Raw genomic sequence first — 16029 nt, forward strand, 5'->3', positions numbered from 1 at the left:
ATCTCGTCCTCCGGTCACGTCCAGCCGCCATGATGGTGAAGGAACGTTCAGGAAAGTTCCGATCCTGTTCCTGCAACATGCGCGGACGCCAGTCGTTATCACGGCGTACTAGAAAGGAGGATGCCATGACGAAGCTTACTTACGCTCTTGCCGCGGTTGCGGCACTCTCGATAGCGGCACCGACCGTTGCGAGCGCGCAGGGTGTGGGCATCTATGTCGGCCGCGACCACGGCTACTACGGCGATCGATATTATGGTGGTCCGCGCGTCGACGTATACCGGCATGACCGGGGCTGGCACCACGGCTGGTACAACCATCATCGCGACTACTACCGCGACCGCGGCTTCGTGATCCGTGGTCATGACTGGGACGACGACTAACGGTGTTGCTCGCACGTCGCGATCAGCAGATCGCGACGACCAATGAGGGCCTCGCATCGGCGGGGCCCTTTTTATTGGCCTGCCGCATCGCGCCGGTTCGTCCGCGTAGGAACCTTGGCTTCTCCACCAGATTGTCAGGACGGGAAGGACGAAGGAGGTTTTCATGAACCAGTTGATTTATCTGGTCGGACTGATCGTGGTCATTTTGGCGATATTGTCGTTCTTCGGGCTGCGGTAGGCGCGTCATGGATAACGAGCGAGGGCTTGCCGTGTCCGCCGCCAACAGGACCGGGCTTCGGCTGCAATGGAGTCCGGTCATCGCCGGCGCGCTGGCTGCGGCGGCGCTGTCGGTGATCCTGATCGGCTTCGGCGCGGCGGTCGGGTTGGGTGTCAGTTCAAGCTCGCCGTCATGGCGCGACGCATCAGCCGCGCTCGCGTTGCTGTCGGGGCTGTATCTGATCCTGCAGGCATTGGTGAGCTTCGGCGTCGGCGGCTACATCGCCGGCCGGGCCCAGCGCGTGATCGGCGCGACGCCATCCGACGAGATCGACAGCCGCGACGGGCTTCACGGCCTGACCGCCTGGGCGCTCGCCGTCATCCTCGGTGCTACGATCGTCGCGCTGGTTGGCCTGTCAACCGCGCGTCCGGTGGTTCAGAACCGGCCATCTGCGACGGCCGCGGAGCCGCTGCTGAGCGCCGAGCTCGACCGCCTGTACCGGTCAGTGCGGCGTCCGGCCAATCTCGATATCGGCTATGAGCGGGCAGAGGCCGGTCGCATCCTGCTGACGAGCTCCAGCCGCAGTGGCGTCAGCTCCGACGATCGCAGCTATCTGATCCAGCAGGTGGCGGCCGCGACCGGTCTGCCTGCTGCGGAGGCGGAGAAGCGCGTCGACAGCGTGATGGGCGATGCCAGGACCGCCATCCAGCGGTCGCGGCGCAGCGCGGTGATTTTGGCGTTCTCGGTTGCAGCGGCGCTGCTGTTCGGTGCGGTCGCCGCGTGGGCCGCGGCCGGCGCGGGCGGCCGTCACCGCGACGGCGCCGCGCCGGAGTGGATGGGCGGTAGGCCGACGACGGCCGTGCCGATTGTCTGATGCAGTTGTGAATGTCCTTCAAGGGAGACGATGATGGCAACGATCTTGGTGATGGATCACTCCGGCGACACGCGGCAGCAGTTCGACCCCGACAACAGTGAGCAGCTGGCCTGGGCGAATGCTCGCTTCACCCAGCTCACGTCGGATGGCTACACCGCCGCAATCCGGCAAGCGACCGGAGAGGCGAAGTTGGTCCGCGCGCTCGATCCGACCGCCGAGGAAACCCTGTTCTATCCGAGGCTGGTCGGCGGCTGACGCCATGCTCGCCCGTCTGCGCGAGATGTCCCTGCGGTCCGTGCTCCGGCGCGCCGCCAGCACGCTGGGTGCGACGCTGGCCGCGATCTGGGATCGCTGGCAGGCCTATGAGCGAATTGAGGCGCGCGGACTTGCGCTGCTGTCCGCGTGGCTGTCACCCGAGCAGCGGGCGCAGTTCGAAAAGTACAAGCGCTTCGACGTCATCGGCTCGGAGTCCGGCAAGCGATACCGGATTTGCTACGGCACCTCGACCAACGTCTATGAGATGGACGGCGGTGACCGCATCGTGCTGGGCTGGTGCTTCCGGCCCGTCGGCGCGCTGGCGGCGGGCGACGTGATGCTGGCCCAGAAGATCGCGCTCGAAACCGACGAGCGCGGGACGCTCTTGGTCGCGAAGCCATTCCCGAGCTCCATGCCACCACGCACAAATCTTCCTTCGGTCAGTTAGCGCTCGGTCCGCGCTGTCCCGCATGGCGCGAACTGTTGCGCGTTGCCGGGGGAGGAACGTCGATCTTCCCGCCGGGTTGTCGGATGCCGACTTGCAATGGACCTCGTCATGCGCGTCAACACGTCATCTTCGCTGAGCCTGATCTTCCGCTCCTACCTTGCGGACTTGCGACAATGGATGACGCGCCTCGTGACCGGCTACGCGTTTGCATGCAGCTTCATGCTGGCGGGTGCGGTCTCGCTTCTGATCGGGATTGGGATCGGGGTTGGCGCGGCTTTCCACGCCCTTGAAGTGCATTACGGCATCTGGATCGCATATGCCGCGATCGGGGGCGCCTTTGTCCTCCTCGGGATCCTGGGGCTGATCATGGGCCGCGTGCTGCTCGCGCGTCCTGTGCCGGCCGTGCCGCGCCCGGGCCGACAGGCCGACATGCTCAAGCGGGTGATCGCAGTGCCCGTCGCCGCGCGGCTGATCGCCACCACGCGGTCGGGAGCAGGGGCGAGCGTAGATCCCACCACCCGCGCACTGGCCGCCGGGGCTGCAATCATGCTTGTCGGCTGGTTTGCTGCATCGCGCGCCCGGCGTCAGCGCGACGCGATCCAGGACTAGCGATGGCTACGCTGCGCAATTGGCCGAACGACCTGATGCTCGCCGGTGCAACGGCACTGGCGACGTTGGCGATCGCTCGCCAGCTGTCCCGATCGGAGCAGCCGTCCGCTCGGGAGCAGGGCGTCGAACCCGCGCTGGCCGAAACGCAAGATCGTGGACGGCTCGCCGACACGCCGCTCGAGATTCCGACTGCCGGCTGGAAGGACATTCTGCTGCGCACCTATCAGCAGATCGAAGAGGACCGTCTGCTGGCAACCGCGGCCGGCGTCGTGTTCTATGGCCTGCTCGCGATCTTCCCGGCGATCACCGCGCTGGTCTCGAGCTACGGCCTGTTCGCCGATCCGTCCACGATCTCATCGAACCTGCAGAGTCTGGCGCTGATGCTGCCGGAAGGCTCGTTTGCGATCGTCCAGGACCAGATCGCGCGCGTGCTCGCGAAGGGGACCTCGACGCTCGGCCTGACCTTTGCCGCCGGCCTGCTGATCGCGATCTGGAGCGCCAATGCCGGCATGAAGGCGATCTTCGATGCGCTCAACGTCGTCTATGACGAGAAGGAAAAGCGCAGCTTCGTCAAACTGAATCTGATGTCCCTCTCGTTCACGATCGCCGGGCTGATTTCCATCATGCTGATGGTCGGAGCGGTGGTCGTCGTCCCGCTTCTGCTACAGCAGGTCGGACTGGGCACGACGGCCGAGCTCGTCATCCGGTTCGGACGGTGGCCGATCCTGGTGCTCCTGCTCCTCACCGCGCTCGCGGTGCTGTACCGCTATGGTCCGAGCCGAACCAGGCCGCGCTGGCAGTGGCTCAGCGTCGGCGCCGTCGCAGCGGCCGTGCTGTGGCTGGCCGGTTCGGTGCTGCTCTCCTGGTATCTGGCGAACTTCGGCGATTACAACGCGACCTATGGCTCGCTGGGGGCGGCCATCGGTCTGATGACGTGGATGTGGATGTCCGCCATCATCGTGCTGTGCGGGGCAGAGCTGAATTCAGAGATCGAGCATCAGACCAAGCTCGATTCGACCGAGGGCCGCCGCAAGCCGCTCGGAGCGCGTGGCGCAACCATGGCCGACACGGTCGGCAGGGCGTCTTAGCCGGCGCAGACCCCGCAGCAGCGCACCCGGCAATGAGCATAGGAACCAACGGCATGACCCGCGCTTATGCCAAAATGGTTGAGATCAACGTGCTGGAAAAACCGATCGAGCGGATCAAGCAAACCTGCGAGCTGATGGGCATCGCGGACAGGTTCGACCGCGCGCTTCCCGAACTCGAGACCTTCCTCGAAGCCGAGATCGCGCAGGGCGAAGTCCGCGAGTCGAAGCTGACCCTTGATGGACTCTGCTACCTGCGCCAGCTGCTGGCGCAGGCGTGAGGTATCGACATGGCATTCTCTGAGGAAATGAACCGGTGCGTCGAGACCTGTCTGTCCTGCTACAGGACCTGCCTGGGCACGGCCATGAACCATTGTCTCGTCACCGGCGGCAAGCATGTCGAGCCGGCGCATTTCCGATTGATGATGGCTTGTGCGGAAATGTGCCGGACGGCGGCCCATTTCATGCTGATCAACACCCCGCACCACAAGCACACCTGCCGGGAATGCGCGGAGATCTGTGGTGAATGCGCTGAGGATTGCGAGCGCGTCGGCGGCATGGACGAATGCGTGGCGATGTGCCGTGCCTGCGCGGAATCCTGCCGCAAGATGGCGGCCTGACGGCGCGAGTTCCCCGTTCGGTCAGTCGGAGCTGACGTAGTGGGCGCGCCAGAGCAGCGCGGTGACGATCAGGGCGATGACCCCGGCGGCAATCACGATCCAAGGTACATAGTCGGCCATTGGCACACCTGACGCTCCGCTTCGCGAACCGGGCCTTTGCGAGCCAGCCGCGAAGCGGAGCCATGTAAGTCTAGAGTTGCGCGTGTTGGGTGGTCGGGCGTGAGATCTGGCTGAGCGCCATGCCCGTACCATCGCTGGCCTGGATCAGGGCGATATCCCCGAGGGCGATGATTCCGACCAGGCGCTTGTCCCGGCTCAGCACCGGCAGGCGCCGAACCTGGATCGCACCCATGTTCTGCGCGATGTCGTCGAGCTCCTGATCCTCGAAACAATACTTCACCTCGGCCGTCATGACGTCGCCGACCCGCGAGTCGGGGCCGCGACCCATTCCGATGCCGCGAAGCGCGATGTCGCGGTCCGTGATCATGCCGACCAGGCGCTCGCTATCGGTAACCGGCAGCAGGCCAACGCCAAGCGCTGCCATCGCTTCTGCAGCATCGCGGAGCGTATCGTCGGGGGTGCACAGCTGGACGTCAGGTGTCATCGCGTCGCAAACCTTCATGATAGCCTCTCCATTTGGCTGGTTGCGTCAACGGCCTAACGATGCCGCCCGGAACGGCGTTCCTAACAAGGCGAGGCGGATGGCAATGTTGGTCCAGGTCGGATGAAGCGGCATGTCCCGGCCTGTGCCTAGGCTACGCCGGGATAGGTCGCCGACTTCAGCAGGCGTGCAAGATGTGCCGCGTTGGCCGCAAGCATGGCGGTGGTCTGCACAGTCTTGTCGTAGGGCTTTTTGAGGTCCTTGTAGTGGGTCGGGGAGGGATCCTTGCCCCGCTTCAGCGTGTAGTTCAGCGCAATGGCTTTCAACGATCGGATGGCATCGCGTCGGCTCGTCTCTTTGGCAGCCATGCAGGCTGGAACCGTTCGTTCCTATTGCGAACGCCGCCGAGGAACGGTGGCGCCGAGCAGCGCGCAAAGCCGTTTGGCATCCGCCGGCGCTGCGCTCTTCTGGTCGTTGTCGAAATAGACATAGATGTCGCATCCCTGCCGCTTCCAGCCGCGGATGCGTTTGGCCCAGTCGGAAAGCTCGGCCGGCTTGTAGTGCCCGCGATATCGGCCGCCCGGGCCGTGGCCGCGGACGTAGACGAAATCCGCGGTCCGTTTCCACGGCGCCGGCGCGTCGTGGTGATCGGAGATGCAGAGCGCGATATTGCGATCCGCCAGCAGCTTCAGGATATGCGGCTCGTACCAGCTGGAGTGGCGGAATTCGAACGCATAGCGCCGCCGCCGCTTCAACAGCTTCAGGAACGAGGCTAGCCGATCGGCATCGATCGTGAAGTTCGGCGGCAGCTGAAACAGGACCGGGCCGGCCTTGTTGCGCAGCAACGACAGACGCTCTTCCAGCAATTGGAGACTGTTGACCGAGTTCGCAGAGAGGCGCTTCCAGTGCGTGATGAATTTCGACGCCTTCCAGGCGAAGACGAAATCCGCATCGGTCGCATCGCGCCAGCCTGTCACCGCCTGTTCGGTCGGCGTGCGGTAGAAGACGCCGTTCAGCTCAGTCGTCGGAAACTGCGTCGCGTAGTAGTCGAGTTGCCGCTTGAGCGGCAAGCCCCTGGGAAAGAACGGACCGCGCCAGGACGAATAGTGCCAGCCGGAGGTGCCAATCAATACGCGCGCCATGCGATGGTCCAAGCGGTGGATCAAGCCTTCGCTTTAAGGCTTGGTGATCCCGTCGCGCTCGGCAAGGTCGGCTTCCCAGCCGAACACCGAGCGGCCGTCGAGCGCAGGAGAACGGGCCCGCTCGTTCGCGACAAACGCCTCGAAGGAGGGGCCGGCGGCGGTTCGTTCCAATCTGCGGGCCTGATCGTCGAGCCGCTTCAGGGCCTGCATCTCCTCATCGCGGCCGAGCTTTGCCTGCTGCACGGCCGACTTCAGCACGCGGATGGTCTCGTCATAGACCTTGATCGGCACCGGGAAGGGATGACGGTCCTTGCCGCCATGGGCGAGCGAGAAGCGCGCCGGGTCGCGGAAGCGATAGGGCGTCCCGTGAACGACCTCGGCGACCATCGCGAGCGACTGCACCGTGCGGGCGCCGACGCCGGGCGTCAGCAGCAGCTCGGGAAAATCCAGCGGCCCGCGATCGGCAGCCGCGGCCAAGGTGCCGTGCAGGCGGCGCACGAACACGTCGCTCGAGCGCACGTCGTGATGCGCGGGCATGATCAGGTGCAGGAGATCCGGTTGCGCGGTCGCGCTCTGCGTCAGCTCGGCATATTCGCGCGTGATGCCGTCCGGCCCAAGCGCAGCGAGCAGATCGAGCTGCGCCTGGCGTGAGCTTTCGGCGCGGTGATCGGTGAGATTGACGATCTCGCCCTGCGCCGGGCCGTCGATCGCGCTGTGCGGCTCGTCGACGAAGCTGCGCAGGCCCTCGGAGTGCCAGTGATAGCGGCGGGCCTGCCGCTTGTCGCCGTTCATGCCTTGCTGGACGACGGTCCATTTGCCGTCGTCGGTGACGAAGAAGCCATGCAGGTAGATCTCGAATCCGTCCTGCACCGCGGCGCTGTCGACCTTGGCCACCAGCCGGCTCGCGCGGGTCAGGGCGGCACCGTCGAATCCGACGCGGTCGCCGAGGGCGGACAGTTCATCGGGCGTGCGGCGCGAATGCTTGCCGCGCCCGCCGCAGACATGGATTCCGAGCTCGCCTTGCAGCGGCGCCAGACCTCGCTTCAGCGCACCGATGACGCTGGTGGTGATGCCGGACGAGTGCCAGTCCATGCCCATCACGGCGCCGAACGACTGGAACCAGAATGGATGCGACAGTCGCTGCAAAAAGGCATCGCGGCCGTAATGGTGGACGACGGCCTGGGTGATGATGCCACCCAGCGTCGCCATGCGCGCCGCCAGCCATGGCGGCACGCGGCCGCCATGGAGCGGAAGATCGGCGCTGCCGGTGCGTCGGGCCATCGGGCTCCCAGATGCTGAATCGGCGTCCAATCTACCAGCAAATGCGAGCATGTGTACAAAGCGGACGTCGCTTCATCGCGCGTCTCGTCAGGCGGCTTCGGCGTTGATGCCGCTGACGGCAAGCTTGGTGAGCGCTTCATCCGTCTTCTTTTCCTCGGCCAGGGTCTGGTCGATGAGCTTGACCGCATCCTTCATGCTGAGCCGGTTGGCCCAAGCCTTCAAGGTGCCGTAGCGGGCGATCTCGTAATGTTCGACCGCCTGGGCTGCCGAGAGCAGGCCGGCGTCGAGCGCCGGCGTGTCGGCATACTCCTCCATGATCTCCTTACCCTCGTCGATGATCCCCTCGATGGCGTCGCACTTCTTGCCGCGCGCCGGCTTGCCCATCAGGTCGAAGATCTGCTCGAGCCGCTCGATCTGTCCTTCGGTCTCGTCATGATGCTTCTCGAACGCCGCACGCAGATCGTCGGACTCGGCGGCCTTGGCCATCCGCGGCAACGCCTTCAGTATCTGCTTTTCCGCGTAATAAATGTCCTTGAGGGTATCGAGGAAGAGGGCGCTGAGATCCTTGTCCGGCATTGGTCGCTCCGTGTGTTGGGTGAATAGTCCGGAGTGCCAACACGAGTGCGGAAAGCAAGTTCCTATCCTTGATCGATGCGTGGCAAAGCGCCTCGTCGGCCGTCGCACATTCGAGCGGGTCACGATGGAGCTTGGTCGGATTGCGAAGTCTGGATTGCGAAGTCTTGCCGCAACGTGCCTTCGGAACGAAGCCTCGGCCGGCCCGTTGGTCGGTCTCATCGTTCAAGGGAGAACCGCAATGGATTGGAATCGTGTCGAAGGCAACTGGAAGCAGGTCAAGGGCAAGGTCAAGGAGCAGTGGGGCAAGCTCACCGATGACGATCTCGATGTGATCGACGGCAAGCAGGACCAGCTCGAGGGCCGTCTGCAGCAGCGCTACGGCTATGCCAAGGATCAAGCCGCCAAGGAAGTGAACGACTGGTACGGCCGCCAGAAATGGTGAACGGGACCGCGTTCCGGGCCCCGCTTCGGCGGGGCCTTTCGCGGCCTGGGCGGCTGAGCTTGCGTGTGACGGCATCCGGTCGGCGCGCGCAGGAGTGAGCGATGGGACAGCTTTTGAGCCCGCCAGGTCCGCGCGCGGCGCACCTTTGCATCGATATGCAGCGGCTGTTCGAGCCCGGAGCGCCCTGGGCGACGCCCTGGATGGACCGCGTGCTGCCGCGCATCATCGAGCTGGCGCGGCATGCGCCTGAACGTACCGTGTTCACCCGCTTCATTCCGCCGCGCTCGAAGCACGACGCGCGAGGGATTTGGCGGGCTTATTATGAGAAATGGGAATGCGTGACCCGCGAGCGGCTCGATCCGGAGTTGATCGAGCTCGTGCCGGCGCTCGCCGCCTGTGTGCCGCCGGCCGCCATCATCGACCGGCCGATCTACAACGCGTTCGGCAACGGGCGCCTGCAAGCTCATCTGGATGCGCATGGGATCGATACGGTGATCGTGTCGGGCGGCGAGACCGACGTGTGCGTGCTCGCCACCGTGCTGGCCGCGATCGATATCGGCTACCGGGTGATCGTGGCCGAGGACGCCCTGTGCAGCTCTTCCGATCAAAGCCATGACGCGCTGCTGCAGCTCTATGCCGAACGCTTCAGCATCCAGATCGAGGTGGCATCCACGGCCGATATCCTCCGGATGTGGACCCTCGACGACTGAAGCGACAACGGGCCGAAACGAGGTACCGGTAGCAGGGCAATCGGAGCAGGGGTGGCAATACCTGCTTCCTGGGGCTGAGCTGACGCTGGCGATGCGTAACTGCGAGGCAGGCGTGCCTGGCTGATACGGCTCATCGCTCAACCGCTGGAAGGTAGGACTGGGCCGTCGATCTGTCAGACGGAGCCAAGGTTCCTGATTCTCGGCGTCGCGGCGAAGGTGAGCGGAGCAACGGGATAGCTGCCGGCGATCGTGGCTGGGCCCGCATCCGTAATTCGCATAAGGTATATTATGGAATATTTATATCTACAATTAGATCAGATATTTAGTGGGAAATCTTCGCACTGGTCCGCAAGTTGGCGCGCGTGGCGGTGTGTCCCGAACTGTCGCCTAGCCGGTGCTGGTGCCGCAGCGATGCACGCGCGCGCATCTCGTCTGAAAGCCGATATTGCCGCCGCGTACGGACGCTGCAATAAGCCCCAGCTGTGCAGAGATCGCTGGTGACCCCGCGGCATCAGGTCCGTATAGGATGGCATCTCAGAACAACAACAAGCCTCTTGAGGGAGCAACCAATGAGTTTTTCACGACGCACGCTGCTGAAGGTTTCCGCCGCTTCCGCCGTCCTCGGCGGGATCGGCGCGCCCTATGTCGCGCGCGCCCAGTCGGCCGAGTTCTCTTACAAGTTCGCCAACAACCTGCCGGAGTCGCATCCGTTCGTGGCGCGCGCCCGGGAGATGGCCGCGGCGATCAAGACCGAGACCAACGGCCGTTTCGACCTGCAGGTGTTCCCGAACAGCCAGCTCGGTTCCGATACCGACATGCTGAGCCAGGTGCGCTCCGGCGGCGTCGAGTTCTTCACGCTGTCCGGCCTGATCCTGGCAACCCTGGTGCCGGCCGCCTCGATCAACGGCATCGGCTTCGCATTCCCGGACTATCCCACGGTCTGGAAGGCCATGGACGGCGAGCTCGGCGCCTATGTGCGCGGCGAGATCAACAAGGCCGGCCTCGAGGTCATGGAGAAGATCTGGGACAACGGCTTCCGGCAGACCACATCGTCGACCAAGCCGATCACCGGTCCCGACGACCTCAAGGGCTTCAAGATCCGCGTGCCGGTGTCGCCGCTGTGGACCTCGATGTTCAAGGCGTTCGATGCATCGCCCGCCTCGATCAATTTCAGCGAGGTCTATTCGGCGCTGCAGACCAAGATCGTCGAAGGCCAGGAAAACCCGCTGGCGTTGATCTCGGCGGCGAAGCTCTACGAGGTGCAGAAATACTGCTCGATGACCAACCACATGTGGGACGGCTTCTGGTTCCTGATGAACCGCCGGGCCTGGGCGGCGCTGCCGGACGATATCAAGACCATCGTCGCCAAGAACGTCAACGCGGCGGCCGTCAAGGAGCGTGAGGACACCGAGAAGCTGAACGCCACCGTGAAGCAGGAGCTCACGGGCAAGGGGCTCGTGTTCAACCAGCCCGAGGTCGGGCCGTTCCGCGACAAGCTCCGCGCCGCCGGCTTCTACGCCGAGTGGAAGGGCAAGTACGGCGAGAAGGCCTGGGATCTGCTCGAGAAGTCCGTCGGCAAACTGTCCTGATCGATCAAATCAAGCGGGAGGTTTGCCATGGCTCATGTCGAGATGACGCCGGCCGTGGCCGGCGAGGCGGCGTCGCAGCCCCCTCGCCGCCGCTCCGTTCTCGGTTCCATCGACGCGGCGCTCGGAATGCTGGTGGAAATCCCGGCGGCGATCCTTGTCGTCGCCGAGGTCGTGATCCTGTTCGCCGGCGTGGTGTCGCGCTACGTGCTCCATGCGCCGCTGATCTGGTCCGACGAACTGGCGTCGATCCTGTTCCTGTGGCTCGCGATGCTGGGATCGGCGGTTGCGTTCCGCCGCGGCGAGCACATGCGGATGACGGCGCTGGTCGCAAGCGCGGGACCGCGGCTCTGGGCCTATCTCGATGTGATCGCGACCTGCGCCGCGCTGGCGTTCCTGATCCTGATCGTGCGGCCGGCCTATGAATATGCCTACGAGGAAAGCTTCATCACCACGCCGGCGCTGCAGATATCCAACACCTGGCGCGCGGCGGCGCTGCCGGTCGGCACCTGCCTGATGGCGCTGTTCGCGCTGCTGCGGCTGGCGCGGGTCGGCGATTTCAGGACCTTCCTGCTGGCCGCGCTGACCGTAGCTGCGCTGATCGGGCTGTTCTGGCTGGCACAGCCGATGCTGCGGCCGCTCGGCAATCTCAACCTGATCATCTTCTTCGTCGGCGTGGTCGGCTTCTGCGTGTTCGCCGGCGTGCCGATCGGCTTTGCCTTCGGCATGGCGATCTTCGGCTATCTGGCGCTGACGACCCGAACGCCGCTGATGGTGCTGGTCGGCCGGATGGATGAGGGCATGAGCCATTTGATCCTGCTGTCGGTGCCGCTGTTCGTCTTCCTCGGTCTCCTGATCGAGATGACCGGCATGGCGCGGGCCATGGTGGCGTTCCTGGCGAGCCTGCTCGGCCATGTCCGCGGCGGCCTGCATTACGTGCTGGTCGGCGCCATGTATCTGGTCTCCGGCATCTCCGGATCGAAGGCGGCCGACATGGCCGCGGTCGCGCCCGTGCTGTTCCCGGAAATGAAGCAGCGCGGCGCCAAGCCGGGTGATCTGGTCGCCCTGCTCGCCGCCACCGGCGCGCAGACCGAAACCATTCCGCCGAGCCTCGTGCTGATCACGATCGGCTCGGTGACCGGCGTCTCGATCTCGGCGCTGTTCACCGGCGGCCTGCTGCCCGGCGTGGTGCTGGCGATCACGCTGTCGGGGCTGGTGTGGTGGCGCTACCGCGGCGAAGACCGCAGCCACGTCCAGCGCGCCACCGGCAGCGAGATCGGCAAGGCGTTCGTGTTCGCCCTGCCCGCATTGGCCCTGCCCTTCGTGATCCGCTACGCCGTGGTCGAAGGCATCGCCACCGCCACCGAAGTCTCGACCATCGGCATCGTCTACGCCTTCGTCATCGGCCTCTTGATCTACCGCCAGTTCAACTGGCGACGTCTGTTGCCGATGCTGATCGACACGGCATGCCTGTCGGGGGCGATCCTGTTCATCATCGGTACCGCGACCGGCATGGCCTGGGGCCTGACCCAGTCCGGCTTCTCGCGGGCGCTGGCGGCGGCGATGACCGGGCTGCCGGGCGGTTCAGCGACCTTCATTGCGGTCTCGATCCTGGCCTTCGTGATCCTCGGCAGCGTGCTCGAGGGCATCCCGGCGATCGTGCTGTTCGGGCCGCTGCTGTTTCCGATTGCGCACCAGGTCGGCGTCCACGAGGTGCACTACGCCATGATCATCATCCTGGCGATGGGCATCGGGCTGTTCGCGCCGCCGTTCGGGGTCGGCTATTATGCCGCCTGCGCCATCGGGCGCGTCGATCCGGCCGAGGGTATCCGGCCGATCTGGGGTTACATGCTGGCGCTGTTGATCGGCCTGATCATCGTCGCCATCTTCCCCTGGATATCGATCGGTTTCCTGTAAAGCACCTTGCGGATGGGATAGAGCCATGAGTGCAGCTCAGAACCAGTACTCGATCGGGTTGGACAAGACGCCGGCCAACTACGTGCCGCTCTCGCCGCTGAGCTTCCTGGCGCGCTCGGCCGCCGTCTATCCCGACCATCTCAGCGCGGTCTATGAGGGCCGCAGCTTCACCTGGAAAGAGACCTACGAGCGCTGCAGGCGCTTTGCGTCCTATCTCGCGGGCCGTGGCATCGGCCATGGCGACACGGTCGCGGCGATGCTGCCGAACATCCCGGCGATGAACGAATTGCACTTCGCGGTGCCGATGACCGGCGCGGTGCTCAACGCGCTCAACATCCGCCTCGACGCGGCATCGATCGCGTTCCAGCTCGAGCATGGCGGCGCAAAGATCATTCTGGTCGATCCCGAATTCTCCGGCGTGATCGCGGAGGCCCTGACCCTGATGAAGGGCGCAAAGCCGTTCGTGATCGACGTCGATGACGCGGCCTTTGGCGGCGGCAAGCGGATCGGCGAGATCGAGTATGAGGCTGCCGTCGCGGCGGGCGATCCCGGCTTCGTGGAACGGCCGCCGGCCGACGAATGGGACGCGATCGCGCTGAGCTATACGTCGGGCACGACGGGCAATCCCAAGGGCGTCGTGACGCATCACCGCGGCGCCTATCTCAACGCCGTCAGCAACATCCTCGCCGGCAATCTCGGTCAGCATCCGGTCTATCTCTGGACGCTGCCGATGTTTCATTGCAACGGCTGGTGCTTCCCCTGGACGATCGCGGCGGCCGCCGGCGTCAATGTCTGCCTGCGCAAGGTCGACCCGGCCAAGATCTTCGAACTGATCCCGAGGCACGGCGTCACCCACATGTGCGGCGCGCCGATCGTCTACAACACGCTGATCAACGCGCCCGATGCGCCAAAGGGTGGCAAGGCAAAGCCCGTCTCCGGCCTGATCGCCGGCGCGGCGCCGCCGGTTGCGGTGCTCGAGGGTGGCGAGCGCATCGGCATCAAGCTGACCCACGTCTACGGGCTGACCGAGGTCTATGGCCCCGCCTCCGTCTGCGCCGAGCAGCCGGGCTGGGACGAGCTGTCGGCTGATGCGCGCGCGCAGCTGAAGCGGCGCCAGGGCGTGTCCTATCCGCTGCAGGAAGGCGTCACGGTGCTCGATCCCGAGACCATGCGCGAGGTGCCGCGCGACGGCGAGACCATCGGCGAGGTCATGTTCCGCGGCAACATCGTGATGAAGGGTTACCTGAAGAACGCGACGGCGACGCAGGAAGCCTTTGCCGGCGGCTGGTTTCACACCGGCGATCTCGGCGTGCTCGACGAGCACGGCTATGTCATCATCAAGGACCGCTCCAAGGACATCATCATCTCCGGCGGCGAGAACGTCTCCTCCGTCGAGGTCGAGGACATCCTCTACAAGCACCCGGCCGTGCTGTTTGCGGCAGTCGTGGCCAAGCCCGACCCGAAATGGGGTGAAGTGCCCTGCGCCTTCATCGAGCTGAAGGACGGCGCCAAGGCGACCGAGGCCGAGATCATCGCCTATTGCCGCGAGCACATGTCGGGTTTCAAGACGCCGAAATCCGTGGTGTTCGGCGTGATCCCGAAGACCTCGACCGGCAAGATCCAGAAATTCCTGCTGCGCAACCAGGTCGGATCGGCCAAGGCGATCTCGGCCTGAGCCTTCAGCCTGCCCGGTCGAGCGTTAGCCGCATGCCGTCATGGGCCGGGATGACGTCGGCCGGCAAACTCTGCCGCAGCACCTCGTAGTCGAGGTCGGAATGCATGTTGGTGATGACCGCGCGCTTCGGCTTGAAGCGCTCGATCCACGACAGCGCGTCCGCAACGCTGAAATGGCTGGGATGCTGCGCATAGCGCAAGCCGTCGACGATCCAGAGATCGAGACCTTCGAGCGCCGGCCAGCTTTCCTGGGGGATGTCGTGCAGATCGGGCGTGTAGGCGGCGCCGCCGATGCGGTAGCCGAGCGCCGGGATCTTGCCATGATGCACCAGGAAGGCCGCGAGCTTCAGCGGACCGCCCTTCCCCTGGACCGTATGGCTCTCGCCGGCCTCGATCGAATGCCGCGTCAGGATCGGCGGATAGTCGCTGCCTTCCGGCGAGATGAAGCAATAGGAGAACCGCGCCATCATGTCCTTGGCGGTCGACTGGTTGAAGTAGACCGGGATGCGGCGGCGCTGATGCAGCACGACCGAGCGCAAATCGTCGATGCCGTGGGTCTGGTCGGCATGCTCATGCGTCAGGAACACCGCGTCGATGTGCTCGACATTGCTGTCGATCAGCTGCTCGCGCAGATCGGGCGAAGTGTCGATCACGACCCGCGTGGTGCCGTGCTCCATGGTGCGCTCGGCCATGATCGAGCAGCGGCGGCGGCGGTTCTTGGGATTGCTGGGGTCGCAGGCGCCCCAGCCGAGTGCCGGGCGCGGCACGCCGGCGGACGAGCCGCAGCCCAGAATGGTCAGTGTCAGCGTCATGCAGCAACCTTCGGCGCCGGCACCTTGGAGAACAGCCGGAAAAAGTTTTCGGTGGTCTGCCGCGAGATCTCCTCCAGGGAGACGCCGCGGGTTTCCGCGAGCACCCTTGCGACCTCGACGACATAGGAAGGCTCGTTGCGCTTGCCGCGGAATTTGCCGGGCGCAAGATATGGCGCGTCGGTCTCGACCATGATGCGGTCGGCCGGCAGCTCGGCTGCCAGGGCCCGCAGCGCGTCGGACTTCTTGAAGGTCAGGATGCCCGTGAACGAGATCGACAGCCCAAGCGCGATCGCCTTCATCGCGAGTTCGCGCCCGCCGGTGTAGCAATGCAGAACCGCCTTGAACGGGCCCTTCGCGACCTCGTCCTCCAGGATGCGGCCGCAATCCTCATCGGCCTCCCTGGTATGGATGACGAGCGGCAGGCCGGTCTCGCGCGCCGCGGCGATGTGCGCGCGAAAGCCGCGCTCCTGCGCCTCGCGCGACCCGTGCTCGTAGAAATAGTCGAGCCCCGCCTCGCCGAGCGCCACGACCTTCGGATGCTTCGTCAGCTCGATCAGTTCGCTGGCCGGGATGCCGTCCTCTTCATCGGCATGATGCGGATGGGTGCCGACCGAGCAGTAGACCTCGGGAAAGCGCTCCGTGATCGCGAGCAGACCGCCGAGCCGTCTCACCCGGGTCGAGATCGTGACCATGCGGCCAATGCCGGCCGCCTCGGCGCGCCCGACGATCCCGTCGAGATCGTCGGCGAAATCAGGGAAATCGAGATGGCAATGACTGTCGACCAGCATGAATTTCGAACC

Annotated in this window: 20 protein-coding genes; 13 read left to right on the plus strand and 7 right to left on the minus strand. The window is 65.0% G+C overall.

The annotated features are described in order from the left end of the window. The first annotated feature begins 125 nt into the window (after positions 1-125). The 8 genes from J2R76_RS06965 (at position 126) to J2R76_RS07000 (ending at position 4488) form a co-directional block, all read left to right on the plus strand. Entirely contained in the window at positions 126-380 is a 255-nt protein-coding gene (locus tag J2R76_RS06965; protein ID WP_028331979.1) for a hypothetical protein, read from the plus strand. Between the two features lie 245 nt (positions 381-625). Continuing rightward, complete coding sequence (locus tag J2R76_RS06970; RefSeq protein ID WP_253623873.1) at positions 626-1471, plus strand: hypothetical protein; 846 nt, start codon at positions 626-628, stop codon at positions 1469-1471. Between the two features lie 33 nt (positions 1472-1504). Continuing rightward, positions 1505-1726: a hypothetical protein gene (locus tag J2R76_RS06975; protein ID WP_050385371.1), complete on the plus strand. Its 222-nt coding sequence runs from the start codon at positions 1505-1507 to the stop codon at positions 1724-1726. Positions 1727-1730: 4 nt separating this feature from the next. Then, the gene (locus J2R76_RS06980) at positions 1731-2174 is read left to right on the plus strand and encodes a hypothetical protein (protein WP_253623874.1); all 444 of its coding nucleotides are present in this window, start codon (positions 1731-1733) and stop codon (positions 2172-2174) included. A gap of 96 nt (positions 2175-2270) precedes the next feature. Further along, entirely contained in the window at positions 2271-2783 is a 513-nt protein-coding gene (locus J2R76_RS06985) for a hypothetical protein (protein ID WP_057018651.1), read from the plus strand. Between the two features lie 2 nt (positions 2784-2785). Then, positions 2786-3871, plus strand: a complete 1086-nt coding sequence (locus J2R76_RS06990; protein ID WP_253623875.1) for a YihY/virulence factor BrkB family protein — start codon at positions 2786-2788, stop codon at positions 3869-3871. Between the two features lie 53 nt (positions 3872-3924). Beyond that, positions 3925-4149, plus strand: coding sequence for a hypothetical protein (locus tag J2R76_RS06995; protein ID WP_028331984.1), 225 nt, complete (start codon positions 3925-3927; stop codon positions 4147-4149). Between the two features lie 9 nt (positions 4150-4158). Continuing rightward, complete coding sequence (locus J2R76_RS07000; protein ID WP_028331985.1) at positions 4159-4488, plus strand: four-helix bundle copper-binding protein; 330 nt, start codon at positions 4159-4161, stop codon at positions 4486-4488. A 190-nt stretch (positions 4489-4678) separates the two neighbouring features. On the opposite strand, the gene J2R76_RS07005 is transcribed toward J2R76_RS07000, so the two are convergent. The 5 genes from J2R76_RS07005 to J2R76_RS07025 all read right to left on the minus strand — a co-directional run bounded on the left by J2R76_RS07005 (position 4679) and on the right by J2R76_RS07025 (position 8088). After that, positions 4679-5110, minus strand: coding sequence for a CBS domain-containing protein (locus tag J2R76_RS07005; protein ID WP_057018654.1), 432 nt, complete (start codon positions 5108-5110; stop codon positions 4679-4681). A 128-nt stretch (positions 5111-5238) separates the two neighbouring features. Then, entirely contained in the window at positions 5239-5457 is a 219-nt protein-coding gene (locus J2R76_RS07010) for a hypothetical protein (protein ID WP_057018655.1), read from the minus strand. Positions 5458-5478: 21 nt separating this feature from the next. Beyond that, positions 5479-6231, minus strand: coding sequence for a DUF72 domain-containing protein (locus tag J2R76_RS07015; protein WP_057018656.1), 753 nt, complete (start codon positions 6229-6231; stop codon positions 5479-5481). A gap of 33 nt (positions 6232-6264) precedes the next feature. Next, positions 6265-7512, minus strand: coding sequence for a DUF763 domain-containing protein (locus tag J2R76_RS07020; protein ID WP_253623876.1), 1248 nt, complete (start codon positions 7510-7512; stop codon positions 6265-6267). 87 nt (positions 7513-7599) lie between these two features. Continuing rightward, complete coding sequence (locus J2R76_RS07025; protein WP_028344048.1) at positions 7600-8088, minus strand: ferritin-like domain-containing protein; 489 nt, start codon at positions 8086-8088, stop codon at positions 7600-7602. Positions 8089-8326: 238 nt separating this feature from the next. Here J2R76_RS07025 and J2R76_RS07030 point away from each other — a divergent pair, with 238 nt between their 5' ends. The 5 genes from J2R76_RS07030 (at position 8327) to J2R76_RS07050 (ending at position 14418) form a co-directional block, all read left to right on the plus strand. Next, positions 8327-8530, plus strand: coding sequence for a CsbD family protein (locus J2R76_RS07030; RefSeq protein WP_028331989.1), 204 nt, complete (start codon positions 8327-8329; stop codon positions 8528-8530). Positions 8531-8631: 101 nt separating this feature from the next. Continuing rightward, positions 8632-9240, plus strand: a complete 609-nt coding sequence (locus J2R76_RS07035; RefSeq protein ID WP_082653898.1) for a cysteine hydrolase family protein — start codon at positions 8632-8634, stop codon at positions 9238-9240. 569 nt (positions 9241-9809) lie between these two features. Then, positions 9810-10829 (plus strand): TRAP transporter substrate-binding protein, encoded by a 1020-nt coding sequence (locus tag J2R76_RS07040; protein WP_018271684.1) that lies wholly within the window; start codon positions 9810-9812, stop codon positions 10827-10829. A 27-nt stretch (positions 10830-10856) separates the two neighbouring features. Next, the gene (locus J2R76_RS07045; RefSeq protein ID WP_253623877.1) at positions 10857-12743 is read left to right on the plus strand and encodes a TRAP transporter large permease subunit; all 1887 of its coding nucleotides are present in this window, start codon (positions 10857-10859) and stop codon (positions 12741-12743) included. Between the two features lie 25 nt (positions 12744-12768). After that, a complete protein-coding gene (locus J2R76_RS07050; protein ID WP_253623878.1) occupies positions 12769-14418 on the plus strand; it encodes an acyl-CoA synthetase in 1650 nt (549 codons plus the stop codon). Between the two features lie 4 nt (positions 14419-14422). On the opposite strand, the gene J2R76_RS07055 is transcribed toward J2R76_RS07050, so the two are convergent. Further along, positions 14423-15229, minus strand: a complete 807-nt coding sequence (locus J2R76_RS07055) for an MBL fold metallo-hydrolase (RefSeq protein ID WP_057018661.1) — start codon at positions 15227-15229, stop codon at positions 14423-14425. Next, positions 15226-16017 (minus strand): TatD family hydrolase, encoded by a 792-nt coding sequence (locus J2R76_RS07060; protein ID WP_253625994.1) that lies wholly within the window; start codon positions 16015-16017, stop codon positions 15226-15228. The genes J2R76_RS07055 and J2R76_RS07060 overlap by 4 nt, the downstream gene beginning before the upstream one ends. Positions 16018-16029 lie beyond the last annotated feature (12 nt).

This window comes from Bradyrhizobium sp. USDA 4532, assembly GCF_024171315.1.
GTDB lineage: Bacteria > Pseudomonadota > Alphaproteobacteria > Rhizobiales > Xanthobacteraceae > Bradyrhizobium > Bradyrhizobium australafricanum.

Bases quoted from the DNA above. Each gene is read 5' to 3' on its own strand.
- J2R76_RS06965 (WP_028331979.1), top strand. From the start codon at position 126: ATGACGAAGCTTACTTACGCTCTTGCCGCGGTTGCGGCACTCTCGATA.
- J2R76_RS06970 (WP_253623873.1), top strand. From the start codon at position 626: ATGGATAACGAGCGAGGGCTTGCCGTGTCCGCCGCCAACAGGACCGGG.
- J2R76_RS06975 (WP_050385371.1), top strand. From the start codon at position 1,505: ATGGCAACGATCTTGGTGATGGATCACTCCGGCGACACGCGGCAGCAG.
- J2R76_RS06980 (WP_253623874.1), top strand. From the start codon at position 1,731: ATGCTCGCCCGTCTGCGCGAGATGTCCCTGCGGTCCGTGCTCCGGCGC.
- J2R76_RS06985 (WP_057018651.1), top strand. From the start codon at position 2,271: ATGGACCTCGTCATGCGCGTCAACACGTCATCTTCGCTGAGCCTGATC.
- J2R76_RS06990 (WP_253623875.1), top strand. From the start codon at position 2,786: ATGGCTACGCTGCGCAATTGGCCGAACGACCTGATGCTCGCCGGTGCA.
- J2R76_RS06995 (WP_028331984.1), top strand. From the start codon at position 3,925: ATGACCCGCGCTTATGCCAAAATGGTTGAGATCAACGTGCTGGAAAAA.
- J2R76_RS07000 (WP_028331985.1), top strand. From the start codon at position 4,159: ATGGCATTCTCTGAGGAAATGAACCGGTGCGTCGAGACCTGTCTGTCC.
- J2R76_RS07005 (WP_057018654.1), bottom strand. From the start codon at position 5,110: ATGAAGGTTTGCGACGCGATGACACCTGACGTCCAGCTGTGCACCCCC.
- J2R76_RS07010 (WP_057018655.1), bottom strand. From the start codon at position 5,457: ATGGCTGCCAAAGAGACGAGCCGACGCGATGCCATCCGATCGTTGAAA.
- J2R76_RS07015 (WP_057018656.1), bottom strand. From the start codon at position 6,231: ATGGCGCGCGTATTGATTGGCACCTCCGGCTGGCACTATTCGTCCTGG.
- J2R76_RS07020 (WP_253623876.1), bottom strand. From the start codon at position 7,512: ATGGCCCGACGCACCGGCAGCGCCGATCTTCCGCTCCATGGCGGCCGC.
- J2R76_RS07025 (WP_028344048.1), bottom strand. From the start codon at position 8,088: ATGCCGGACAAGGATCTCAGCGCCCTCTTCCTCGATACCCTCAAGGAC.
- J2R76_RS07030 (WP_028331989.1), top strand. From the start codon at position 8,327: ATGGATTGGAATCGTGTCGAAGGCAACTGGAAGCAGGTCAAGGGCAAG.
- J2R76_RS07035 (WP_082653898.1), top strand. From the start codon at position 8,632: ATGGGACAGCTTTTGAGCCCGCCAGGTCCGCGCGCGGCGCACCTTTGC.
- J2R76_RS07040 (WP_018271684.1), top strand. From the start codon at position 9,810: ATGAGTTTTTCACGACGCACGCTGCTGAAGGTTTCCGCCGCTTCCGCC.
- J2R76_RS07045 (WP_253623877.1), top strand. From the start codon at position 10,857: ATGGCTCATGTCGAGATGACGCCGGCCGTGGCCGGCGAGGCGGCGTCG.
- J2R76_RS07050 (WP_253623878.1), top strand. From the start codon at position 12,769: ATGAGTGCAGCTCAGAACCAGTACTCGATCGGGTTGGACAAGACGCCG.
- J2R76_RS07055 (WP_057018661.1), bottom strand. From the start codon at position 15,229: ATGACGCTGACACTGACCATTCTGGGCTGCGGCTCGTCCGCCGGCGTG.
- J2R76_RS07060 (WP_253625994.1), bottom strand. From the start codon at position 16,017: ATGCTGGTCGACAGTCATTGCCATCTCGATTTCCCTGATTTCGCCGAC.